Raw genomic sequence first — 22,494 nt, forward strand, 5'->3', positions numbered from 1 at the left:
CTCAGGCCGACGCGGGGAGGGGGGTGCCGGCCAGCAGCGCGTGCAGGCGGGCCACCCGCGACGGCCACCCCCACTCCTCCACCATCCACTCGCGGCCTGCCGCACCCATCGCGCGAGCGCAGTCGGGGTCGGCGAGCAGGCGCGTGAGGGCGTCCGCGACGGCGGCGACGTCCTGCCCGTCGACCACGTGGCCGGTGCGGCCCTCCCGCACGGTCTCGGGAGCCCCGCCGGAGTCGCCTGCCACCACCGGCACCCCGGACGCGGCGGCCTCGAGCAGCACGATCCCCAGGCCCTCCACATCGAGCCCGCGGCCCCGGGTACGGCACGGCAGCGCGAACGCGTCGCCGACGGCGTGATGGGCCGGCAGCTCGCCGACCGGCACCCGCCCGGCGAACACGACGTGCTCGGCAACGCCCGCCTCAGCCGCGAGCCCGCGCAGCCGCGGACCGTACGGTCCGTCGCCGACCAGCAACAAGCGCGTTCCCCGCACCCGCTCGCGCACACGGGAGAGCGCCGCGATCAGAACGTCCTGCCCCTTGCGTGACACCAGCCGCGACACACAGGTGACGACGGGTGCGTCGCCGAGGCCGTAGCGGCGGCGCAGCTCGTCGCGGGCAGCGGGGTCGGGGCGGAACACCGCGGTGTCCACCCCGGACGGCATGACCTCCAACGCCGCATCCGGGCCGAAGGCGGCGGCCACGCGCCTGCGGGTGTAGCGGGAGATCGTGGTGAGCGCGTCGGTGTCGGCGCCGATACGGCGCAGGGCCTGCCGGGCGCCCGGCAGCATCGCCCAGCCCACCTCGTGGCCGTGGGTGCTGGCCACGACCCGGGAGATGCTCGCCCGGCGGCGCAGCCCCGGCCCGAGCAAGGCCAGCGGCGCCGACGCCCCGAACCAGACAGTGCTCGACCCGTGCTCGCGCGCGAGCGCGACGGCCCGCCGGGCGACGTCGGGGGTCGGCAGCATCAAGGAGGTCGGGTGGCGGTGCACGGGATAGGAGCGCGTGGCGTCGAACTCCGCGGCGCCCGGCCAGGCCGGTGCATAGACGGCGAGCTCACCGACAGGGAGCCGGTCGGCGAAGGCCTGCAGGTAGCTCTGGATGCCGCCGGTGCGGGGCGGGAAGTCGTTGGTCACCAGCAACGTGGGTGGCACGCGCCCGACGCTAGTGCAGGCCCTCGGCGGGCGGCGCCGGTGCGCCCGGCACGGCCGGGGGACGCGGCTGAGAGACCGGGCGGCGGCCGACTGCGGTGCCGGCCGCCGCTCGTTCCCGGGGAGCGGACGAGGTCTGTTAGGGAGCGCGCTGAACAACTCGGCCCTACTGCGCGGCGCCCAGGCGGCGCCCTCGCGGCGTTGTCGTCGGGCCCGATACAACAGCGGTATCGGCCCCTCCTCCGCCTTGCGATCGCCCGGGTGCGGGTGTCCCGCAAGGACACTGCACCTGGATCACCGCTCGCTACGGGCGGAGCTGTTCAGCACCCTCCCTAGAGGCGCCGGGCGCCGCTGAAGGCACTGCTCGACACCGTCTGGTACTTCACGACGTCGCCGGTCTGCGGTGCGTTGATCATCTTTCCGTCGCCGGCGTAGATGCCGACATGGCTCACGGGCGAGTAGTAGAAGACGAGGTCACCGGGGCGCATGTCGCCCCACGGCACCGCCTTGCCGACCCGCGCCTGTTGGCTGCTCGAGCGCGGGAGCGTGACACCCGCCTGCTTGAACGCCCAGCTGGTGAGGCCGGAGCAGTCGTAGCTGCCCGGGCCGCCCGCACCCCACTGGTAGGGCTTGCCGAGCTGGGTGGCCGCCGCTCGGAGCGCCTCGACGCCGACACCGGTGCCGGTGATCGGACCCGGCGCGCTCTCCCCGGGGCCGTTGCGGTTGCGCCGTTGCTGCGGCGACAGCCGTTCGAGGAGCTTCTCCGCGTCGTCGATCCGCATCTCGGCATCACGCTTGCGGTCCTCGACGTCCTTCTCGGCCTTGGCCGCCTCGTCGGCGGCGGCCTGCGCGCGCTGGACGGCGGCATCGGCCTCGGCCTGGGCCTTGGACGTCTGGTCGACGACGGCCTGCAGTTGCTCGAGAGCGGCCTTGTAGTCGGCCGAGATCGTCTCCAGCGCCGACATCTGGTCCAGGAAGTCCTGCGGTGACTTGCTTGCGAGGAACGCGTTGAACTGGTCGAGGCTGCCGCTCTCGAAGGTGCCCATGGCCACCGCGTCGAGCTGCTGGCGGTACTGCTCTTCGTTGCCCTTGGCGGCGTCCACTGCCGCCTGCGCGGGCGCGATGGCTTCGCGCAGCGTCCCCAGCTCGGCCTGCCGGGCGTCGACGGTGTCCTGGGCCGCGTGCCACTGCTCGGTGAGAGCTTCCGCCTCATGCTGCACCTGCTCGAGCTGCTTCGCGGCGTCAGCGGCGTTGGTGGGGGGCGGCGGGGGTGGAGGTGGGGATGGGGGCTGGGCGCTCGCCGGCCCGGCGCTCAGGACGAGGGCGAGAAGCGAAGCAAGGACGAGGGCTCCGGCCGAGGGCGCAGAACGCCTGCGGAGGGCGGGTCGATGTGTGAACCACCGGGACTTCCGACCGCGACCGGATGGGGTACGCCGAGGCGACACCACGCGGATGGATCTCCTCTCGCCACCCGCGTGCTCCCCGATCAGGGGCCCCGAACAACCGATCGGACGAGTACGCGGTGACCTTGCGTCGCCATTCCCTGCGAATGGCTGAACCGCCACAAGGTCTCGCGGAGATTACGGAGATCACCAAAGCCGTCCAAACAGAGGGTCACGGCGTGTCAGGCGTTCGGGTGACCACCGGCCGAGTGCAAAGAGCAACCAAACAGGTTCCACAACAGCGTAATGTCACCCAGCGTCACGATCGGCCTGTCGCCCATCCGGGCCAGGGAGCGTTCGGCGCGCAGGAACGGCCACCAACCGCAATCTCGGCACGAGACCTTGATCCGCGAGCACATCGAGCGCTCGCCTTTCTGGTGCGTCGAGTTGCAGTTTGGGCGCGCCGGACGGCAGGTTCTCCGCCGCGGATCCGGCCGCTCGCGGGGCAGGCGTACCGAGCAGCACGCCGATCACGCAGTCGCCACAGGCATCGCCGCGAACCGCACAGCTGTCACAGTCGATGATCATTTCTGCTCCCTCGCCGGTCGGACGTTTCCGATGTCCGCGGACGTTAGGAGCACCCCCCGACAGTTCCGTGCGCCGAATAACGCTTCAGGGTGATGAAGAAGACCATCGGTGAAGCGGCGAGAAGGGCGTCAGCCGCGGGCCAATCGGCCCAGAAGGATCGCCGACGGCACGGAGTACGCCCCGCCCCGGCGCACGGAGACGACGACCGCACGGTCCGACGTGGCCACGAGGACGGGCCGGCCCTCGGGCTCGGCCGCCACCAGGTCACGGATCACGTCGTCGGCCAGCACGCCGACGTCGCTGAACAGGACCCGCACGCCGCGGGACCCCCGGTGGGGAGCGGAGACGACGCCCGCACCGTCGAACACGACGGTGATCTCCACGCCGGTACGCGCGGCGAGCGCGGCAAGCTGCCCGACCAACCGCGTGCGCTGGTCGGCCAGCGGCAGCTCGGGGTAGCCCGTCTTGCTGACGTTGTAGCCGTCGACGATCAGGTGCACCGACGGCACGGCGAGCAGCGCGTCGAGGCCGGCGAGGCCGTCGATCGCCGCCCCCCGGTGCGCGGCCTGGGCGCCGGCGACCAGGTCGGCCGGCCGCGGGCCACCACCGCCGAGTGCGAGCTCCCGGCGCAGCCCCGTCAGCGCCCCGCCGAGGGTGTCGATGAGCAGTTCGAGACGCACCTCGTCGGCCTTGCGGGCCTCGCGCGCGGCTTGCCGCGCCGCCGCCACCTCGGCCGCGGCCCGGTCGGCGCGCCTGCGCTCCGCCTCGGCCCGGCCGCGCTCACGGTCGCGCTCCGCCTGTGCCGCGGCGAGCTCGCTCTCCGCCGAGCGGCGCAGCTCCGCGACGACCTGCTCGGCCTCCGCACGGGCGTCGACCGCCGCGCGCAGCCGCGCGCCCTGGTCCGAGACCCGCCGCCGCAGCTGCTGGTACTCCGCGTCGCGCTGCTCCCCCGCCTCCCGCGCCTGCGCCCGGGCCTCGGTGAGCTCGCCGCGCAGCCGATCCAGCTCGATGGTGAGCTTGTCCACCCGGGACAGCGCGGCGTCCCGCTCGGCCCGCAGCTCGACGACCTCGCCCCGGCGGGCGGCGGCCGCCACCACGTCGCCGGCCGCGGGGTCGTCGGTGAGCACGGCGGCGGCGGCCGCGGTGAGGGGGTCGTCCGCGGTGGCGGTGAGCTCGCCGGGCCGGTGCTCCTCCCACCACGCGATGACCGCGGTGCGGAACGCGAGCGAGACCGCCAGTTCGGCGGTGAGGGCCGGGGCGCCGAGCTTCGCGCGCTTGGCCGGGGTGAACCGGGCCAGCCTGCGCAGCGACACGGGGACGTCCGCGACGGGCATCGAGCCGACGGCTGCCGCGGCCGTCTCGGCGAGGCGGGTGCGCACGGCGTCCGGGAGCCGTTCCCAGTTCACCGGCTCGGGCACGATCGGGTCACCGGCAGACGCCGAAAGACCGGCCGCACCGAACTCGGGCGGCCGGGCGGCGTCGTCTGACCCGGACATCGTTCCAGGTTATCCGCGTTCCGCTGGTACCACCCAGCGGTGGCTGCACGAACACGCGCGGTGATCTGCATGTTCTGTCGGTCAGTGCCGCTAGCGTCCGCCGCCGTGCCCGGTTCCGTCTCCCCGCAGCTGTCCTTCGACGAACTCGGCACCCCACTACGCGAGGTCACTTTCGTCGTTCTCGACCTGGAGACCACCGGCGGCTCGGCGAACACCGACTCGATCACCGAGATCGGTGCGGTGAAGGTGCGCGGCGGCGAGCACGTCGGGGAGCTCGCCACGCTCGTCGATCCCGGCACCGGCATGCCACCGGCCATCGTGGCGCTCACCGGCATCACCACCGCGATGATCTCCGGAGCTCCCAGGCTGCCCGCCGTCCTGCCCACGGTGCTCGAGTTCCTCCGCGGTTCCGTGCTCGTGGCCCACAACGCGCCCTTCGACGCCGGCTTCCTGCGCGCCGCGTGCGAGCGGCACGGTCTGGTGTGGCCACGCCCACCTGTGCTCTGCACCGCGCGCCTGGCCCGTGCCGTCCTCTCGTCCGACGAGGCGCCGAGCGTACGACTCGGCGCTCTGGCCCAGCTGTTCGGCACCACCACGAAACCCACCCACCGCGCCCTTGCCGACGCCCGCGCCACCGTCGAGGTGCTGCACCGGCTGCTGGAACGGGTGGGCAACCTGGGCGTGCAGAGCCTGGAGGAGCTCCTCGGGCTGGCGCGGGAGTCGGCCCCGCACCGGCCCACGCAGGCGCAGCGGAAGAAGCGGGTGCTGGCGGCCGGGGTGCCTGCGGCGCCGGGGGTGTACCTGTTCCGCGGTCCCCGCGACGAGGTGCTCTACGTCGGCACCAGCGGCGACCTGCAACGGCGGGTGCGCAGCTACTTCACCTCGGGTGAGCGTCGCCGTCGCGTTCGCGACATGGTGGCGCTCGCCGAGCGGGTCGACACCGTCGTCTGCGCGCATGCCCTGGAGGCGGCGGTGCGGGAGCTGCGGCTGATCGCGGCCCATCAGCCGCGCTACAACCGCCGCTCCCGCCGTCCCCATCGCGGGTGGTGGGTCACACCTACCGCCGAGGCGTTTCCGCGGCTCTCGGTGGTCACCACGCCCCGTGAGGGGGCAATGGGCCCGTTCGGCTCCCGGCAGGCGGCCGCGGCCGCGCTCGACTCGGTGCTCGACGTGGTGCCCCTGCGGCCGTGCACGCAGCGCATCCCGGCGCGTGGGGCGTCCGCGTCGCCCTGCGCCCTGCACGAGCTCGGCAGGTGCGCTGCGCCGTGCGCGGGGCTGCAGACGCCCGAGGAGTACGCCCCGGCCGTCCAGGCGCTGCACGAGCTCATCGACGGCCGGGACGACACGGCGCTCCGCACGATGGCCACGCAGGTCGACGAACTCGCCGGGCGGGAGCGGTTCGAGGCGGCCGCCCGTGTGCGGGATCGGCTGGCCGGCCTGATCGTGGGGCTCGAACGCACACAGCGCCTGGCCACACTCGCCGCGCTGCCCGAGGTGGTCGGTGCGCGACCCGACGGCCGTGGCGGCTGGGAGATCGCGGTGCTGCGGTTCGGCAGGCTGGCCGCAGCAGGCGTGGCCCGCCGTGGCGTCGCCCCCATGCCCGTGATCGACGCGCTGCGGCTCGGCGCCCAGATCGTGCTCGCGGAGCCCGGGCCGCTGCGCGGTGCGCCCGCCGAGGAGGTGCGCCTGCTGCACCGCTGGCTCACCACGGGCGGCACCCGGCTGGTCCACGCCGAACCGCCCTGGGCCGAACCCGCGAACGGCGCGGCCCGCTGGAGTGACTGGGCGGAGCGAGCGCGGCCGGTCGAGATCGCGGTGGACTAAGGTCACCATCATCCGACCTACCCGAGGAGCCGTCGTGATCACCGCGATCGTCATGGTGCACACCGCTACCGACCGGATCCCGGAGACCGCGCAGGCCATCGCCGATCTCGACGGCGTGAGCGAGGTCTACTCGTGCGCGGGTGACGTCGACCTCATCGCGGTGGTCAAGGTCTCCGAGCACGACCAGCTCGCCGACGTGATCGCCGGGCGGCTCAGCAAGATCGAGGGCGTGCGGCGCACCGACACCCACATCGCCTTCCGCTCCTACTCGCGCGCCGACACCGAGGCCACCTTCTCGGTCGGCCTCGACTAGCTCGGGGCCGGCGGGGCCGGCGCCGTCAGGCTCGCAGCGACGTCGAGAACTCGGCCCAGCGCTGCAGCAGGCGTTCGGCGGCTCCCGAATCGATCGCCTCCGCCACGCGCTCCAACGCCGCGGGGAACGCCTCGGCCAGCCGGGCGGGCGGGCCGTCGAAGGCGACGACCGCCGCTGCCGCGTTCAGCAACACCGCGGAGCGCACCGGTCCGCGCTCGCCCGCGACGAGCGCGCGGAACACGCCGGCGTTGACCTCCGCGGAACCGCCACGTAGGTCCTCCCGGGTGGCGGGGGCGATGCCGAAGGCCTGCGCGTCGAGGGTCTCGGTGCGCACCTCCCCACCGGACGCGACCCACACCGTGCTGGTGGTCGTGGTGGTCAGCTCGTCGAGCCCGTCGTCGCCACGCACCACGAGCGCGCACGCCCCACGCCCGGCGAACACCTCAGCGAGCACCGGGGCGAGCCGGGGGTCGGCACACCCGACGAGCGCGGCGAGCGGCTGGGCCGGGTTCGTCAGCGGGCCGAGCACGTTCATCGCGGTGGGCACGCCCAGCTCGCGGCGCGGACCGGCGGTGTGCCGGAAGCTCGGGTGGAACACCGGCGCGAAGCAGAACCCGATCCCGACCTCGGCCACGCAGGCGGCGACGCCGTCGGGGGGCAGGTCGACGGCCACGCCGAGCGCCTCGAGCACGTCGGCCGCGCCGCTCGCGGACGACGCCGCGCGGTTGCCGTGCTTGACGACCGGCACTCCCGCCGCTGCGACGATGACGGCGGCCATGGACGAGATGTTCACCGTGTGTGCCTGGTCGCCCCCGGTGCCGACCACGTCGACCGCAGGTCCCGGAACGACGACGCGCCGGGCGTGCCGCAGCATCGTCTCGGCCAGCCCGGAGATCTCCGCGGCGGTCTCGCCCTTGGCCCGCAGGGCCACGAGGAACCCGGCGAGCTGCGCGGGTGTGGCCTCGCCCGAGAGAACCCGGTCCATCACCCACGCCGTGTCACCCACCTCGAGGTGCTCGCCGCGGAGCAGCCTGCCGAGGATGCCGGACCAGGTGAGGGGGGTGTCGTCAGCCACGGATCGCAGTGTCTAGTGCGGTGGACCGGCGCAGGACGTCGGCCACCGTCTCGGCGGCGGTGAGGGGGTCGAGCGGGTGCACCAGCACGGCGTCGGCCTGCGACCAGGTGGCGAGCCACCGGTCGTCGTTCCTGCGCAGCGTTACGATGATCGGCGGGCAGTCGTCGATCTCGTTCTTCAGCTGACGCGAGAGGCCCATGCCGCCGGTCGGCTGCGCCTCGCCGTCGAGGATGGCGAGGTCGATGTCACCCGCGTCGGCCGCGGCGAGCACCTGGGCGATGCCTTCGGCCTCGACGAACCGCACCCTGCCGAGGTCGGGCGCGGGGCGCCGACCGACGGCCGTGATGACGGATTCGCGGACCTCAGGGCGGTGGCTGAACACCAGCACGGTCAGGGTCGGGCGCGCGACAGGGCTGCTCACGCTGGGAAACTGTAGTGCCGCGCTCCGGAACATCTGGCAGGTGCCGCCCGTTCAGCCACCAAACCGTGACTGACGCCGCGGGTAGCCCGACAAGCTGTAGAAGTTGGACCGGGGTAATAATGCCCGGGTGACGACAGCGGCTCCTAGCATCAGCGCGCGCATCCACTCGCTGAACCGCCCCAACCTGGTCAGCGTTGGCACCATCGTCTGGTTGTCCAGCGAGCTGATGTTCTTCGCCGGGCTGTTCGCGATCTACTTCACCGCCCGGGCCCAGAACCCGCCCGGGCTGTCGTGGCCGCCTCCGCCCACGCACCTGGACGTGCCGTACGCCCTCGTGGTGACGATCGTCCTGGTGTCGTCGTCGTTCACATGCCAGTTCGGGGTGTTCGCCGCGGAGCGGGGCGACGTGTTCGGGCTGCGCCGCTGGTACCTGCTGACGCTGATCATGGGGGCGGTCTTCCTCGCTGGTCAGGCCTACGAGTACTGGAACCTCGTGCACGAGGGCACCACGATCTCCTCGGACGCCTACGGCACGGTCTTCTACCTGACCACCGGCTTCCACGGGCTGCACGTCACCGGCGGGCTCATCGCCTTCATCTTCCTGATCATCCGCACCAAGCTCAGCAAGTTCACTCCGCAACAGGCCACCGCAGCGATCGTCGTGTCGTACTACTGGCACTTCGTCGACGTGGTGTGGATCGGCCTGTTCGCCGTCATCTACTTCATCCGCTGACCGACGAGGGCTGGACGACGCAGACGTGACCACCACACCTTCCTCGAAGCGCCTCCGGGGCCCGCGCAGCCGCTTCCGCCGCCGCATCGCAGGCGTGCTCGCGCTGGGCATCGGCCTGCTGGTCGTCGGCGGCCTCTACACCACCTTCTCGCCGCAGCCCCAGGTCGCGGTCGCCCAGCCGAACGACGCGGCGCTCGTCGCGCAGGGGCAGGAGCTCTACAACTCCCACTGCATCACCTGCCACGGGTCCAACCTGCAGGGCGTGCAGGACCGCGGCCCCAGCCTGATCGGCGTCGGTGACGCGGCCGCCTACTTCCAGGTGTCGACCGGGCGCATGCCGCTGGCCCGCCAGGAGGCGCAGGCGGAGCGCAAGCCCCCGCTGGAGGAGTTCGACCCGAACACGCCCGAGGGCGCCGCGAACCTCAACGCGCTGGGCGCGTTCGTCGAGTCCCATGGTGGCGGCCCCACCCGGCCGGCGGATTCGGGTGCCGCGCTGCGTGGCCCCGACACCGCGCGCGGCGGTGAGCTGTTCCGGCTCAACTGCGCCTCGTGTCACAACTTCACCGGCCGCGGCGGCGCGCTGACCTCGGGTAAGTACGCCCCGACGCTCGACCCGGCCACCGAGACCGACATCTACACGGCGATGCTCAGCGGGCCGCAGAACATGCCGAAGTTCTCCGACCGGCAGCTCTCGCCCGAGGAGAAGAAGGACATCATCGGCTACATCAAGTCGGTCACCGAGGGCCACAACAACCCCGGCGGCGACCCGCTGGGCGGCATCGGGCCGGTTTCTGAAGGTTTGATCGCGTTCATCGTCGGCCTGGCCGCGATGATCGGATTCGCACTGTGGCTGGGAGCCAAGTCATGACCACCTCGCGGCAGGATCCGCCGACGCCGGGCACGGAGCACCCGCACCGACGCACCCCCACCACCACCGAGGTGGAGGAGATGAGCCTCGAGCAGCGGGCCCGCCTGGCTGCCGAGCTCGACGACGTCGAGATCGTCCACAACCAGCCGAAGTTCCCGATCCCGGGAACGCGCGCCGAGAAGCGGGCCGAGCGCTCCGTCGCCATGTGGTTCGCGATCTCCGCCATCGCCGGAGCCGCGTTCTTCGCAGCGTTCATCTGGTGGCCCTACGAGTACAAGGCGCCCGGTGACCCCGGCTACTCGCTCTACACGCTCTACACGCCGATCGTCGGGGCCACCTTCGGGATCGCGGTGCTGGCGCTGGGCATCGCCGTCATCGCGTATGTGAAGAAGTTCTTCCCCGACGAGGTGTCGGTGCAGCAACGCCACGACGGTCCCTCCGACGACGTGGCGCGCATGACCGTGCTGGCCCAGCTCACCAAGGCAGGCCAGGACACGGGCATCGCGAGGCGCAAGGTGATCATCCGCGCGGCGGGTGCCGCGGCCGGCCTCTTCGGCCTCGGGCTCACCGTCGCGGCGATCGGCCCGCTGGTCCGCAACCCGTGGAAGCAAGGCCCCAACTCCCCGCTGTGGGTGACCGGGTGGAAGTCGGTGCACGGAGAGACGGTCTACCTGCGCCGCGACACCGGTGACCCCGAGGAGATCTCGCTGGTGCGCCCGGGCGACCAGGATGCCGGCTCGATGGAGACCGTCTTCCCGTTCCGGGAGGAGGAGCGGGGCCACCCCGAGGCGCTTCAGGCCGCCCTGCGCGCCCCCGACACCCCCACGATGCTGATCCGGTTCCGTCCCGGCACCCCGGTCACCCAGGGCCCGGGCACGGAGAACTACCACTACGGCGACTACTACGCCTACTCGAAGATCTGCACGCACCTGGGCTGCCCGGCGTCGCTCTACGAGGCGCAGACACAGCGGATCCTCTGCCCCTGTCACCAGTCGCAGTTCCTCGCGACGGACCATGCTCGGCCGATTTTCGGTCCCGCGACACGCGCGCTGCCCCAACTTCCGATTACCGTGAACGACGAGGGTTACCTCGTCGCCACGGGTGACTTCAACGAGCCAGTCGGTCCGGCGTTCTGGGAGCTGAGATCATGAGCGCGATCACCACGCCCACCAGTTCCGCCGGTGGGCTGCAAGCGAAGGGCGCCGAGGCCCTCGACGAGATGGACCAGCGCTTCCACCCGGCAGCGGGAATGCGGAAGCAGTTCAACAAGGTCTTCCCGACCCACTGGTCGTTCATGCTCGGTGAGGTCGCCCTCTACAGCTTCATCGTCCTGCTGCTCTCGGGCACCTATCTCGCGCTGTTCTTCGACCCGTCGATGACCGAGGTCACCTACAACGGCGTGTTCGACAACCTGCGCGGCGTGCACATGAGCCGCGCGTACGAGAGCGCGCTGGACATCTCGTTCCAGGTGCGCGGCGGCCTGTTCGTCCGGCAGGTGCACCACTGGGCGGCCCTGCTGTTCATGGCCGCCATGGTCGCCCACATGTGCCGCACGTTCTTCACCGGCGCGTTCCGCAAGCCGCGTGAGACGAACTGGATCATCGGCGTCCTGCTGCTGTTCCTCGGCTTCATGGAGGGCTTCAGCGGCTACTCGCTCCCCGACGACCTGCTCTCGGGCACGGGGCTGCGGATCGCGTCCGGGTTCATCCTGGCGGTGCCGGTGATCGGCACCTGGACGCAGTTCGCGCTGTTCGGTGGCGAGTTCCCGGGAATCGAGATCATCCCGCGGCTCTACATCGTCCACGTGCTGCTGATTCCCGGAATCCTGCTCGCGCTGATCGCGGTGCACGTCGGCCTGGTCTGGTACCAGAAGCACACCCAGTTCCCCGGCCCCGGCCGCACCGAGAAGAACGTGGTGGGCGTCCGGATCCTCCCGGCGTTCGCGGCGAAGGGCGGCGCGTTCTTCGCCGTCACCGTCGGTGTCCTCGGGATCATGGGCGGGGTGTTCCAGATCAACCCGATCTGGAACTTCGGCCCGTACAACCCCTCGCACATCTCGGCCGGGTCCCAACCGGACTGGTACGTGCTGTTCACCGAGGGGATGCTGCGGATCTTCCCGCCGTGGAACATCGCCATCGGCGACTACACGATCCCGCCGGCATTCTGGGCCAGTCCCGCGTTCCTTCCGGTGCTCTACGTGCTCGCCGGCGCCTACCCGGCGATCGAGCGTCATTTCACGAAGGACAACGCGCTGCACAACCTGTTGCAGCGGCCCCGGGACGTGCCGGTGCGCACCTCGCTCGGTGCCATGGCGATCGCGTTCTACACGCTGCTGGTCCTCTGCGGCAGCAACGACCTGATCGCGTACTTCTTCGACATCTCGCTCAACGCCACCACGTGGGCAGGCCGGATCGGCGTCCTGGTCGTTCCGCCGATCGTCTACTACGTGACGTACCGGATCTGCATCGGTCTGCAGCGCTCCGACCGGGCGGTGCTCGAGCACGGCATCGAGACGGGCATCATCAAGCGGCTCCCGCACGGTGAGTTCATCGAGGTGCACCAGCCGCTCGCCGGTGTGGACAGCCACGGTCACCCCATCCCGCTGGAGTACCAGGGGGCTCCGGTCCCGAAGCGGATGAACCAGCTGGGCATGGGTGGCTCGCCGCGTCCGGGCTCGTTGCTCACCCCCGACCCGGTCGAGGAGACTGCGGCGCTGGAGCAGGCTCGGGCGGACGGAGCGGCTGCCGAGGCGGCCGAGGCCGCACAGCGCAACGGCAGCAACGGCCACGGCGCGAGCCAGGCCCGCAGCGAGGAGCGCAAGGCCCTCACGGGCTCGCCCGACTCGGGGCGGCACGCGTCCGACTGAGACAGCCGGGCGCCACCGAGCGCGCTGCACCAACGAGGGGAGGGCCCCGCCGGAACATCGGCGGGGCCCTCCCCTCGTTCCGAGGCTCGGCACAGTCGGCCGCGGGAGAGAACCGGACAGGCCGGTAGCCTGCGGACGTGCCGCACGGTGACCTACTCGGCCGCCGCCGGAGCACCGCCCGAGCGGCTGAACAAGCGGCTCGACGGAGTGGTGCACGGGATGCAGCTGGAGGCACCGGAGCGGATCAACGAGCCGCTGCTCGACTTCCTGTCCGGTTCCTGAACCGGGGCGTCATATCGAGCCACGTTCCGCTTCCCGCCAGCACGACGAGGAACAGCAGCAGGTAGGAATCGGGCTGGAGTGAGATCAGCCCGGTGCTCGGGATCGGCCCGACACCGGGCCCGGGCAGGGCCGTGACCACGGCGAACGTGCAGGCGAGCACACCGAGCAGCAACGCAACGGCAGCCCGTGGTCCTCCCATCGCACGGTGGGCGAGCAGCACCACCAGCGGCACGACCCACACCCAGTGGTGCGACCAGGCGAACGGCGCCAGCGCTGCCGAGGCGAGCCCGCACAGCGTCAGCGCGAGTACCTCCTCGCCTGCCCGGTGCGCCCGCACCGCCACCCACACCGTCAGGGCACCGAGCACCAGTGCGCCGACGAGCCAGGGCAGCATCGAGTGGCTGCCGAGCCGTGCGAGCAGGCCGTTCAAGGAATGGTTCGCAGCACTGGCGACGCCCGAGATCCGATCGGCGTCGGCGAACGTGCCGTCGAACCAGTAGGTGGCGGAGTTGGCGGGCGCGACCAGGAAGCCGATCCCGGCGGCCGCGGCGAACGCACCGGCAGCGTTGGCCGCGGCCCGCCTCCGGCCGGTGAACAGCAGGTAGGCGACGAAGACCAACGGCGTCAGCTTCACCGCCGCGGCGACGCCGACACCCACCCCGCGCCACCGGCTGTCCCGGCGCCCGAGCAGGTCGGCCACCACAACGGCGAGGAGAACGATGTTGATCTGACCGAGGTAGAGGGTGGTGCGCACAGGGTCCAGGCAGGTCGCGAGCGCGGTGAGCAGCAGCGTCGCCCGAAGCGCCGAACCGGCCGGCACGCCGACACTGCGAGCGCACCGGTGCACGACGAAGCCCAGCAGGCCCAGACCCGCGCCCGTCCAGACGACCTTGAGCACGCCGAGCGGCAGCAGCGCCAGCGGCGCGAACACCACGGCCGCGAACGGCGGATAGACGAACGGCAGGTCCAGGAGCACGCCGCCGGCATAGAGCGGCTCGCCGTGCAGCACGTGCTCCCCGCCCGCCCGGTACACCTGCAGGTCGATCATGAGCAGATGCGCTGCCGGCCACAGCGCGAGCACGACGGCCTGCCCGACGAGCGCCACTCCGACCCCGGCCACGCCCCACCGCAGCAGGCGCCGCCTGCGCACAGCCGGGTCGGGCGTCAGCGTCGTCCCCATCGGCCCCCCGGTGATCGTCCTTACCGAGGCTAGCGAGAGCGTGCCGAGGTACTGCGGCGGGCACACCGCCGGGTGAGTCATGCTCGCTGTACCGCATGTGGCACCGCGAGCCACCCGAGGAGACGGAGAGCGGATGAAGGTCGACGCGATGTTGCAGGGCACGGGGCTGGCGGAGCTCGCCGAGGAGGCGCGGAAGCGCGAGGACGGCGGCTACGACGGGCTGTGGAGCTTCGAAGGCCCGCACGATCCGTTCCTCCCGCTCGTGCCGGTCGCCGAGCACACGTCCCGGATCGCGGTGGGCACGGCGATCGCCGTGGCCTTCGCCCGCAACCCCATGAGCACCGCGTACGTCGCGCACGACCTCCAGGTGCACTCGCAGGGCCGGTTCCTCCTCGGGCTGGGCAGCCAGGTGCGGCCGCACATCGAGCGCCGCTTCGCGATGACGTGGAGCCATCCGGCGCCGCGGATGCGGGAGTTCGTGCAGGCCATGCGGGCCATCTGGGCAGCCTGGAACGACGGGGAGCGCCTGAACTTCCGCGGCGACTTCTACTCCCACACGCTCATGACCCCGTTCTTCTCCCCCGCGCCGAGCCCCTGGGGGCCGCCCAAGGTCTACATCGCGGCGGTCGGGGAGCACATGACGCGCGCCGCGGGCGAGGTCTGCGACGGCGTGCTGCCGCACGGCTTCACCACCGAGCGCTACATGCGTGAGGTCACCGTGCCGATCCTGCAGGAGGGCCTCACCGCGTCCGGACGCACGCTCGCCGACTTCTCGATCAGCTTCTCCGGCCTCGTCGTGAGCGGGCGCAACGAGGAGGAGATCGCGGCGGCCACGCGAGGGGTGAAGGAGCAGATCGCCTTCTACGGCAGCACCCCCTCGTACCGGAAGGTGCTCGACCTGCACGGGTGGGGCGAGCTGGGCGTCGAGCTCAACCGGCTCTCGCGGGGCACCGACGACGCCCGCTGGCGGCAGATGGGCGAGCTCATCGACGACGACGTGCTGAACGCCTTCGCCGTGGTCGCCGAGCCGGATCAGCTCGGGCCCGCGGTCCTGGAGCGGTTCGGCGACATCGTCGACCGGTTCACCTTCTACGCGCCGTACCAGCACGCCGACGACCTGTTCGCCCCGGCGATCGAGAAGCTGCGCGCGGCGGGCTGACCGATCGCTAGCGTGATTCCGGCGCAGGAACCGGCACGACGTCCAGGCCCGTGATCCCGACGAAGTCGATTGGGTTGCAGGTGTGGACGGGGAGGTCATTGGCGATCGCCACCGCCGCGATCAATGCGTCGTATGCGCGCGCCTGGGGCTTCCGACCGGCTGACCGGAGCGAGGAGGCGACCCGGCCGAAGGCGCGGGCGGCCCGGGCATCGAACGGGAGCGGCTCGAAGTCGGACTCGGCCTGCTGGAGGACGGATTGGCGGGCGGCCCGCTCATCGTCAGTTGTCGCCACCAGGGGGCCGACAGAGAGCTCCGCCAGGGTGATCGTCGAGATCAGTGGCTCTTCAGGCAGGCCCCGCTCGCTGCGCAGGAGCGGGAGCGCAATCACTGTGCTGGTGTCCAACAAGCCACGTCCGTCGCCCGCTGTCATAGTGACGGATCCAGTACCGCATCGATGTCCGCACGGAACGCAGCCCTGTCGACGACCGGCACGCCTCGCCAACGGGCGAGCAGAGAAGTCGCGCTGAGCCGAGGTCGCGGCAACGGGCGCAGCTCGCCTACCGGAACCCCGTCCCGGGTGACGACGACGGTCTCCCCCCGCTCCACGCGGTGCAGAACATCGCCCCCGTGGTTGCGCAACTCCCGGATAGTCACCTCGTCCACCACACGACTGTATCACCGGTGATACACGCAGGGCGGGCCGCCCACAACGACCAGATCACGATCGGGCCTGATTTGTGCTTCGACGCTGGAAAAGGGGAATGAAACCGGGACCATCCGATCTCTCACCTCCCGCGGAAGGGACGCGCCATGCTCGCGATCATCGCCGCAGTCCTGTTCGGTCTCGCCCTCATCTTCGAGCTCGCCGGCATCTCGCTCGACATCGTCACCGGCCAGGTGCTCGTGACGGCCGGCCTGCTCTGCGTCGCCCTGCACCTCGCCGGGGTGGGCGCGCGCTCGAACTGGCGCGCGCGCCGCTGAGCCGCGTCCCGAAGAACCGCGGGCTTGCCCCGCTGAACGGGAGCGCGGTGACCGTACGAGCGGCGCTCTTGTCCGGAGCCATCGGATGAGGGTGCCGCTCATCCCGTGCGCTGACCGAGCCCGATAACCCGGTTGCCCCGTGCCCACTCTGCGAACAAGCTGCCGCTGTGGGGGCACGGGGGGCGCCGCTCGGCGGTGGGTTCGCGCGGTTGTGGACGGCGAACGCGGTGTCGAACATCGGGGACGGGGTGGCCCTCGCGGCCGGCCCGCTGCTGCTCGCATCGCTGACCGATGATCCGGCGCTGGTGGCCGGCGCGATCTTCGTCCAGCAGCTCCCGTGGCTGCTGTTCGCGCTGCCTGCCGGTGTCGTCGTCGACCGGCTGGACCGCCGCAGGCTGGTAGTCCTGGTCAACATCGTGCGCGCCGTCGTCATCGGCGCGCTCACGGCGGCCGTCGGAACCGGCGTGGTCACCGTGGCGCTCGTGTACGCCGCGCTCTTCGTGATCGGCTCGATGGAGACGCTGGCCGACAGCGCGAGCACGGCCCTGCTGCCCGCCGTCGTGGCGCCCGAGCAGCTGCCACGCGCCAACGCCCGCTTGATGGCCGCGCAGCTCGTCGGCAACCAGCTACTCGCTCCACCGCTCGGCGCCGCGCTGCTCGTGGTGGCCGCCGCGCTGCCGTTCGGCCTCAACGCGGCCACCTTCCTGGTCGCGGCCCTGCTCATCGCCACTCTGCGGGGGCGCATAGCGGCGCGCGAGACGCCGGCGACCCCGGCCCGGCCGATGCTGCGCGACATCGCCACCGGCCTGCGGGCGCTCTTCGGTCATCCGGTGCTGCGGCTGCTCGCCCTCTGCCTGTGCCTGATGAACGTGACGCTGACCGGCGCCTTCTCGATCCTCGTGCTCTACGCCCGCGAGCGGCTGGGGCTCGACGAGATCGGCTTCGGGCTGCTGCTCGCGGCGAGCGCCGTGGGCGGGCTGGCCGGTTCGCTGGTCGCCGCCCGGCTCCTGGAGCGGTTCGGCGCCTCGCTCCTGCTGAGGGTGGGGCTCGTGATCGAGACCTCCACGCACCTGTCGCTCGCGCTGGCCCGTGCCCCCTGGGTGGCGGTCACGACGATGGCCGTGTTCGGCGCGCACGCGAGCCTCTGGAATGTGATCACCCTGTCCTGGCGCCAGCGTGTGGTGCCCGACGCGCTACGCGGGCGCGTCAACAGCGTGTACTTCCTCTTCGCCGTCGGAGGGTCCGCCCTCGGGGCGCTGGCCGGTGGCCTCGCCGCCCGCGGCTTGGGGGTCACCGCGCCCTTCTGGATCGCGTTCGCAGGCATGGCCGCGCTGACGGTCGCGGCGTGGCGGCTGTTCAGCGCGGCCCGGCTCGACGAGCGGCACCAAGGTCCGCTCGTGGTGACCTGAGGGGCCGTCAGACGCCGTCGCGCCAGCTGTGCTTCGGCTCGAACCCGAGCACCCTGCGGGCCTTGTCGATGGACAGCATCGTCTCGTGGTCGCCCAGCTCCCGGGTGACGGAGACGCCGGGGTAGACCTCGGCGGCGAGGTCGGCGCTGCGGCGCGACATCACCGTGTCGGCGTTGGCGATCACGAAGACGTCCACGCCGGTGGCCTGGTGCTCCAGCGCCAGCCGCACCGCCTGCGCCCCGTCACGGCCGTCGATGTAGCCCCACAGGTTCCACCGCCGGAGCGCGGGGTCGGCGTCGAATCCGGGGAACCTGGCGTAGTCGCCAGGGTCCATCACGTTGGAGAACCGCAGTCCGATCATCTTCAGGTCCGGCACCCACCGGGTGAAATGCCGGGCCATCTCCTCCTCGAGGCTCTTGACCAACGAGTAGGTGCTCTCCGGCCGCACCGGGTACTCCTCGTCCACCGGGATGTAGGGCGGCGGCGTGTCGAACGGCAGTCCGAGCACGGTCTCGCTGGACGCCCAGACGATGTTGCGGATTCCCGCCGTGCGCGCGGCGGCGAACACGTTGTAGGTGGCGGTGATGTTGTTGGCGAAGGTGGTGGCGTTGGTGGCGAGGCCCGGCGCCGGGATCGCCGCGAGGTGCACCACCGCGTCCACCCCGTCGTGCCGGCTGTCGACGCCGGTCAACGCCTCCAGAACCTGTCCGTGGTCGGTGAGGTCCACCCGCACCGCGGCCGCTGCGGGCGAACCGGGATCGGGCACGCGGTCGAGGGCGACCACGCGATAGCCGTGGTCCTGCAGGTCACGCACCACGTGCCGGCCCAGCTTGCCGCTGCTTCCGGTGACGGCGACGGTCGTCATGAGGCTTCCTCCGAGGTCGGGGGGCGAACGCCGGGAGGAGGAGCGATGAACAGTCCCGGCGGCTACTCGCAACTGTTACCACCTCTTCGAGGCCCATCGCGCAGGGCGCGTGGAGATCACCGGAACACCGCGCTAGAGTCGTCCCATGCGTACCGCCGTCATCCTCGACACGGCCGTACGTTTGCGCGTCGGCTGAGCCAGGCCGCCGGCGCGCCGTCTCTCTCCTTTTCCTTTCCGAGGCCTGGCTCGGGTCCCCGTACCCCAAACGGAACCCCTGGAGCTACACAATGACCGTTATCGGCCATTCCCCCCGCACGGCCTGGGCACCGCGCCTGCAGCGCCGTCTCGAGATCGTCACCACCGGCGGCATGGACGGCGTTCTGCGCATCGGCGCGGCGCTTCGCGCGTGCGGCTTCCCCGTCCGTGACTTCACGGTCGAGGTCCGCGACGGCGTCCCCTACAGCTCGGTCACCTGCACCGTCTCGGTCACCAGCGACGAGTCGGCCACCTTCGAGAAGCAGATGGGAGACGTCCCAGCGGTCGTGTCGGTGGCGCCCTGCTGACCCACCCGCCGCGCTAGAACCACTCGGGCCGCGCGTCGAGGGTGGTGCGGTCCAGGCCGGCAAGCAGCGCGAACTGCGGGCCGGTCCGCGGCAGCTCGTAACGGAAGAAGTACCGCGCTGCCGCCCGCTTGCCCTCGGCGAAGTCGTCCTCACGTGAACCGGTGGCCAGTAGCTGCTCCAGCCACATCCAGGCCACCACCACGTGACCGACGGCCTCGATGTAGATCGAGGAGTTGGCGAGGGTCACGGCCGGGTCACCGGCCTTCCACAGCGTGGTGGTGACCTCCCCGATCCTGGCCGCAGCGGTGGCGAGGGCGTCGGAGTGGGAGGCCGGCTCGCCCCCGGCTGCCTCGGCCTTGCCTGCCGTCTCGGTGATCGTCTCCAGCAGGAGGGTGAGTCCGGCGCCGCCGTTCATCACGACCTTGCGGCCCAGCAGGTCCAGACCCTGGATGCCGTGCGTGCCCTCGTGGATCGCGTTGAGCCGGTTGTCGCGGTAGAGCTGCTCGACGGCGTACTCCCGTGTGTAGCCGTACCCGCCGTGCACCTGGATCGCCAGGTCGTTGCCGTGCAGGCACCACTGCGACGGCCAGCTCTTCGCGATCGGCGTGAGCACGTCGAGCAGCAGGTGCGCCCTGGACTGCTCCTCCGGCGTCGCCGCCGTGCGCTCCTCGTCGAGGAGACGGGCGCAGTAGAGGACCAACGCCAGCGCACCCTCGGCGTACGACTTCTGGGCGAGCAGCATCCGGGCGACGTCCGGGTGCTCGATGATCGGGATCTGAGGTGCGGCGGGGTCCTTCGCACCGAGCGGCCTGCCCTGCGTGCGGGTGCGCGCGTAGTCCAGGGCGTGCAGGTAGCCGCTGTACCCGAGGGCGGTCGCTCCCCCGCCGACGCCGACGCGCGCCTCGTTCATCATGTGGAACATGTAGGTGAGGCCGTGGTGCGGCTCGCCCACCAGGTACCCCACCGCCCCGGGCTCCCCGCCGGGCGTGTGCCGGCCCTCGCCGAAGTTCAACAGGGTGTTCACGGTGCCGCGGTAGCCCATCTTGTGGTTGACCCCGGCCAGCGCGACGTCGTTGCGCTCACCGCGCGAGCCGTCCGTACCGACCAGGAACCGGGGGACGACGAACAGCGAGATGCCCTTCACCCCGTGCGGGCCGCCGGCGATCTTGGCCAGCACCAGGTGGACGATGTTCTCGCCCATCTCGTGGTCACCCGCGGAGATCCACATCTTGTTGCCGGACAGCCGGTAGGTGCCGTCGTCGCGAGGCTCGGCGCGCGTGGTGATGTCCGCGAGCGACGACCCCGCCTGCGGCTCGGAGAGGCACATCGTCGCGAACCAGCGGCCCTCGACCATCGGTGGGACGAACGTCCGCACCTGCTCCGGGCTCCCGTGTGCGATCAGCAGGTTCGCTCCGGCAACGGTGAGGAACGGGTAGGCCGTCGTGCCGATGTTCGCGGCCAGGAACCACAGCAAGCTGGCCTGCGCGACGGTCTGTGGCAGCTGCATGCCACCGACCGACTCGTCCATCCCGGCCCCGACGAAGCCGGCCTCGCCGTACACCCGCAGCGCCTCGCCCACCTCCGGGATCATGTGGACGCGCTCGCCGTCGAACCGGGGCTCGTCGAGGTCGGCCGCCCGGTTGTGCGGGGCGAAGTGCTTCGCCGCGACCTGCTCGGAGAGGTCCAGCACGGCGTCGAACGTCGTGCGGGAGTGCTCGGCGAAGCGCGGACGGGCGGTCAGCGACTCGACGTCGAGCCAGTCGTAGAGCAGGAAGTCCAGGTCCCGACGCGACAGCAGCAATGAGCGCACACCCGAGGCTAACTCCGATCAGGAAGTGCGCGCCCCGTGCGCCGCCTCCAACATGTCTGCGAGATCGGCGACCTTGACGCGCTCCGCGCCGCGCAGACCACCGCGGCGGACCTCCTCCGCATCCAGGCGCAACCAGCCCGTCCAGTCGACCGGGCGCATCCCGTAGGACGCCAGCGCCGCCCGGAACGCCTCCGGCTCGGGGTGCGCGGGAGTGGGGAGCCCGGGCAGGTCGGCCAGGAGCGCCTCGACCGTCTCGGACGCGTCGGCCTTGTTCGTGCCGATCACACCCGTCGGCCCGCGCTTGATCCACCCCGTGACGTACGCGCCGGGCACGGGCACGCCGTCGCGCATCACGCGGCCACCGTCGTTCGGCACAGTGCCGGTGCGGGCATCGAACGGGAGCCCTTCGATCGGCTCCCCGTCGTAGCCGATGGCGCGCACGACGAGCCCGGCGTCGAAGGTCTCCTCCTCGCCGGTGGCGACCACCCGGCCGTCGGCGTCGATCTTGTTGCGCTCCACCACGACGGCGCTCACCCGGCCGTCCGCACCGACCAGGCGCACCGGGCTGCGCAGGAACCGCAGATGGATCCGCCGCGGCTTGCCGGTGGTCTCGCGAGCGGCCCACTCCCGGAGCATGTCCAGGTTCTGCCGCTGGCGCCTGTCCTCGGGCTCCTCCACGCCTTCGGCGAGCAGACCGTCGTCGTGGACGACCACGTCGGCGTTGTGGAGCTCGCCGATCTGGCGCAGCTCGGCGGGCGTGAAGCGGACGTGCTGCGGACCCCGCCGGATCAGGACGTGGACGTCACGCACGGCGCTGCCACGCAGTGCGTGGAGCACCGGCTCGGGAACGTCGGTCTCGGCCATCTCGTCGGCCGTCTTGGCCAGCACGCGCGCCACGTCGAGGGCCACGTTCCCCGCGCCGACGACGGCGACGCCGGGACGGTCGAGCACCGGCTGCAGCTCCACCCGGTCGGGGTGGCCGCAGTACCAGCTCACGAACGCGCCCGAGCCGAGCGAGCCCGCAAGGTCCTCGCCCGGCACTCCGAGGTGCCGATCCACCGAGCTGCCCGTGGCGTGGACGACGGCGTGGAAATGCCGGCGCACCACGTCCAACGGAATACCGCCCTCGCCGACCCGCACCCCGCCCAGGAACTCGACGTGGGCCGGGTCGAAGGGCTTCTGCAGTACCCGGATGACCGACTTCATCTTCACGTGGTCGGGCGCGACGCCGTAACGCACCAGCCCGTACGGCGCCGGTAGTCGATCCAGCACCTCGACGCTCACCGGCTCGCCGGACGCGAGGAGAGCGGCCGCGGCGTACAGACCGGACGGGCCGGCTCCGATCACCGCGACCCGCGCCTGTCCCTGCTGCATGAGCTCATCTCCCATGATGGTCCTAGGTCGATCCTGCCACTCCAGGGCGATCCGGACTTGGTTCAGCGCGCCGCATCACCGACCTCGTACCGAGTCGGGCGCGCGTCCACTCGACGGTCCCACCGCCCTGGCGCCGGGCGCCTGGCCGGCGATCTCCC

Annotated in this window: 22 protein-coding genes; 11 read left to right on the top strand and 11 right to left on the bottom strand. The window is 71.7% G+C overall.

Features of this window, described 5'->3' with window-relative positions; translation table 11 throughout:
• Position 1 precedes the first annotated feature (1 nt).
• The 3 genes from MMF94_RS24250 to MMF94_RS24265 all read right to left on the bottom strand — a co-directional run bounded on the left by MMF94_RS24250 (position 2) and on the right by MMF94_RS24265 (position 4,613).
• Complete coding sequence (locus MMF94_RS24250) at positions 2 to 1,150, bottom strand: glycosyltransferase family 4 protein (protein ID WP_241039464.1); 1,149 nt, start codon at positions 1,148 to 1,150, stop codon at positions 2 to 4.
• Positions 1,151 to 1,479: 329 nt separating this feature from the next.
• Complete coding sequence (locus tag MMF94_RS24255) at positions 1,480 to 2,367, bottom strand: NlpC/P60 family protein (protein WP_241039465.1); 888 nt, start codon at positions 2,365 to 2,367, stop codon at positions 1,480 to 1,482.
• A gap of 878 nt (positions 2,368 to 3,245) precedes the next feature.
• Positions 3,246 to 4,613, bottom strand: coding sequence for an NYN domain-containing protein (locus MMF94_RS24265; protein ID WP_241039467.1), 1,368 nt, complete (start codon positions 4,611 to 4,613; stop codon positions 3,246 to 3,248).
• Between the two features lie 69 nt (positions 4,614 to 4,682).
• Between MMF94_RS24265 and MMF94_RS24270 the strand changes: the two genes are divergently transcribed.
• Complete coding sequence (locus tag MMF94_RS24270; protein WP_379660360.1) at positions 4,683 to 6,437, top strand: DEDD exonuclease domain-containing protein; 1,755 nt, start codon at positions 4,683 to 4,685, stop codon at positions 6,435 to 6,437.
• Between the two features lie 34 nt (positions 6,438 to 6,471).
• Positions 6,472 to 6,750: an Lrp/AsnC family transcriptional regulator gene (locus MMF94_RS24275; RefSeq protein WP_241039469.1), complete on the top strand. Its 279-nt coding sequence runs from the start codon at positions 6,472 to 6,474 to the stop codon at positions 6,748 to 6,750.
• A 25-nt stretch (positions 6,751 to 6,775) separates the two neighbouring features.
• Here MMF94_RS24275 and trpD read toward each other — a convergent pair whose 3' ends face one another.
• Both trpD and MMF94_RS24285 read right to left on the bottom strand, forming a co-directional pair.
• Complete coding sequence (trpD, locus tag MMF94_RS24280; protein WP_241039470.1) at positions 6,776 to 7,825, bottom strand: anthranilate phosphoribosyltransferase; 1,050 nt, start codon at positions 7,823 to 7,825, stop codon at positions 6,776 to 6,778.
• Positions 7,818 to 8,246 carry a response regulator gene (locus tag MMF94_RS24285; protein ID WP_241039471.1) on the bottom strand — a complete coding sequence of 143 codons (429 nt, stop codon included), beginning with the start codon at positions 8,244 to 8,246 and terminating at the stop codon, positions 7,818 to 7,820. The genes trpD and MMF94_RS24285 overlap by 8 nt, the downstream gene beginning before the upstream one ends.
• A 127-nt stretch (positions 8,247 to 8,373) precedes the next feature.
• Between MMF94_RS24285 and ctaE the strand changes: the two genes are divergently transcribed.
• The 5 genes from ctaE to MMF94_RS43420 all read left to right on the top strand — a co-directional run bounded on the left by ctaE (position 8,374) and on the right by MMF94_RS43420 (position 12,995).
• Positions 8,374 to 8,979, top strand: a complete 606-nt coding sequence (gene ctaE / locus MMF94_RS24290; protein ID WP_241039472.1) for an aa3-type cytochrome oxidase subunit III — start codon at positions 8,374 to 8,376, stop codon at positions 8,977 to 8,979.
• A 25-nt stretch (positions 8,980 to 9,004) separates the two neighbouring features.
• Positions 9,005 to 9,847, top strand: a complete 843-nt coding sequence (qcrC, locus tag MMF94_RS24295) for a cytochrome bc1 complex diheme cytochrome c subunit (RefSeq protein WP_241039473.1) — start codon at positions 9,005 to 9,007, stop codon at positions 9,845 to 9,847.
• Positions 9,844 to 10,998: a cytochrome bc1 complex Rieske iron-sulfur subunit gene (gene qcrA / locus MMF94_RS24300; RefSeq protein WP_241039474.1), complete on the top strand. Its 1,155-nt coding sequence runs from the start codon at positions 9,844 to 9,846 to the stop codon at positions 10,996 to 10,998. The genes qcrC and qcrA overlap by 4 nt, the downstream gene beginning before the upstream one ends.
• A complete protein-coding gene (qcrB, locus tag MMF94_RS24305; protein WP_277398812.1) occupies positions 10,995 to 12,713 on the top strand; it encodes a cytochrome bc1 complex cytochrome b subunit in 1,719 nt (572 codons plus the stop codon). Before qcrA ends, qcrB begins: the two co-directional genes overlap by 4 nt.
• Positions 12,714 to 12,860: 147 nt before the next feature.
• Positions 12,861 to 12,995, top strand: a complete 135-nt coding sequence (locus tag MMF94_RS43420) for a hypothetical protein (protein ID WP_277398813.1) — start codon at positions 12,861 to 12,863, stop codon at positions 12,993 to 12,995.
• Here MMF94_RS43420 and MMF94_RS24310 read toward each other — a convergent pair.
• Positions 12,958 to 14,175, bottom strand: a complete 1,218-nt coding sequence (locus MMF94_RS24310) for a glycosyltransferase 87 family protein (protein ID WP_241039475.1) — start codon at positions 14,173 to 14,175, stop codon at positions 12,958 to 12,960. The two genes, MMF94_RS43420 and MMF94_RS24310, sit on opposite strands and share 38 nt — an antisense overlap.
• Positions 14,176 to 14,308: 133 nt before the next feature.
• Here MMF94_RS24310 and MMF94_RS24315 point away from each other — a divergent pair, with 133 nt between their 5' ends.
• On the top strand, positions 14,309 to 15,334 hold the full coding sequence (locus MMF94_RS24315) for an LLM class F420-dependent oxidoreductase (protein WP_241039476.1): 1,026 nt from the start codon (positions 14,309 to 14,311) through the stop codon (positions 15,332 to 15,334).
• A gap of 7 nt (positions 15,335 to 15,341) precedes the next feature.
• Here MMF94_RS24315 and MMF94_RS24320 read toward each other — a convergent pair whose 3' ends face one another.
• Positions 15,342 to 15,764: a type II toxin-antitoxin system VapC family toxin gene (locus tag MMF94_RS24320; RefSeq protein ID WP_241039477.1), complete on the bottom strand. Its 423-nt coding sequence runs from the start codon at positions 15,762 to 15,764 to the stop codon at positions 15,342 to 15,344.
• Positions 15,761 to 15,997, bottom strand: a complete 237-nt coding sequence (locus MMF94_RS24325) for a type II toxin-antitoxin system Phd/YefM family antitoxin (protein WP_241039478.1) — start codon at positions 15,995 to 15,997, stop codon at positions 15,761 to 15,763. The genes MMF94_RS24320 and MMF94_RS24325 overlap by 4 nt, the downstream gene beginning before the upstream one ends.
• Positions 15,998 to 16,144: 147 nt before the next feature.
• Here MMF94_RS24325 and MMF94_RS24330 point away from each other — a divergent pair, with 147 nt between their 5' ends.
• Both MMF94_RS24330 and MMF94_RS24335 read left to right on the top strand, forming a co-directional pair.
• A complete protein-coding gene (locus tag MMF94_RS24330; protein ID WP_241039479.1) occupies positions 16,145 to 16,315 on the top strand; it encodes a hypothetical protein in 171 nt (56 codons plus the stop codon).
• A 167-nt stretch (positions 16,316 to 16,482) separates the two neighbouring features.
• A complete protein-coding gene (locus MMF94_RS24335; protein ID WP_241039480.1) occupies positions 16,483 to 17,724 on the top strand; it encodes an MFS transporter in 1,242 nt (413 codons plus the stop codon).
• Positions 17,725 to 17,731: 7 nt separating this feature from the next.
• Here the strand turns inward: MMF94_RS24335 and MMF94_RS24340 are convergent, their stop codons facing one another.
• Complete coding sequence (locus MMF94_RS24340) at positions 17,732 to 18,589, bottom strand: NAD-dependent epimerase/dehydratase family protein (RefSeq protein ID WP_241039481.1); 858 nt, start codon at positions 18,587 to 18,589, stop codon at positions 17,732 to 17,734.
• Between the two features lie 287 nt (positions 18,590 to 18,876).
• Between MMF94_RS24340 and MMF94_RS24345 the strand changes: the two genes are divergently transcribed.
• Positions 18,877 to 19,152: a hypothetical protein gene (locus MMF94_RS24345; RefSeq protein ID WP_241039482.1), complete on the top strand. Its 276-nt coding sequence runs from the start codon at positions 18,877 to 18,879 to the stop codon at positions 19,150 to 19,152.
• Positions 19,153 to 19,165: 13 nt separating this feature from the next.
• Here the strand turns inward: MMF94_RS24345 and MMF94_RS24350 are convergent, their stop codons facing one another.
• Together MMF94_RS24350 and MMF94_RS24355 are read right to left on the bottom strand one after the other, a co-directional pair.
• Positions 19,166 to 20,962: an acyl-CoA dehydrogenase gene (locus MMF94_RS24350; RefSeq protein ID WP_241039483.1), complete on the bottom strand. Its 1,797-nt coding sequence runs from the start codon at positions 20,960 to 20,962 to the stop codon at positions 19,166 to 19,168.
• An 18-nt stretch (positions 20,963 to 20,980) separates the two neighbouring features.
• Entirely contained in the window at positions 20,981 to 22,351 is a 1,371-nt protein-coding gene (locus tag MMF94_RS24355) for an FAD-dependent oxidoreductase (protein ID WP_241039484.1), read from the bottom strand.
• Positions 22,352 to 22,494 lie beyond the last annotated feature (143 nt).

Origin of the sequence: Pseudonocardia alaniniphila (genome assembly GCF_022524485.1) — a bacterium.
Taxonomy (GTDB): Bacteria; Actinomycetota; Actinomycetes; order Mycobacteriales; family Pseudonocardiaceae; genus Pseudonocardia; species Pseudonocardia alaniniphila.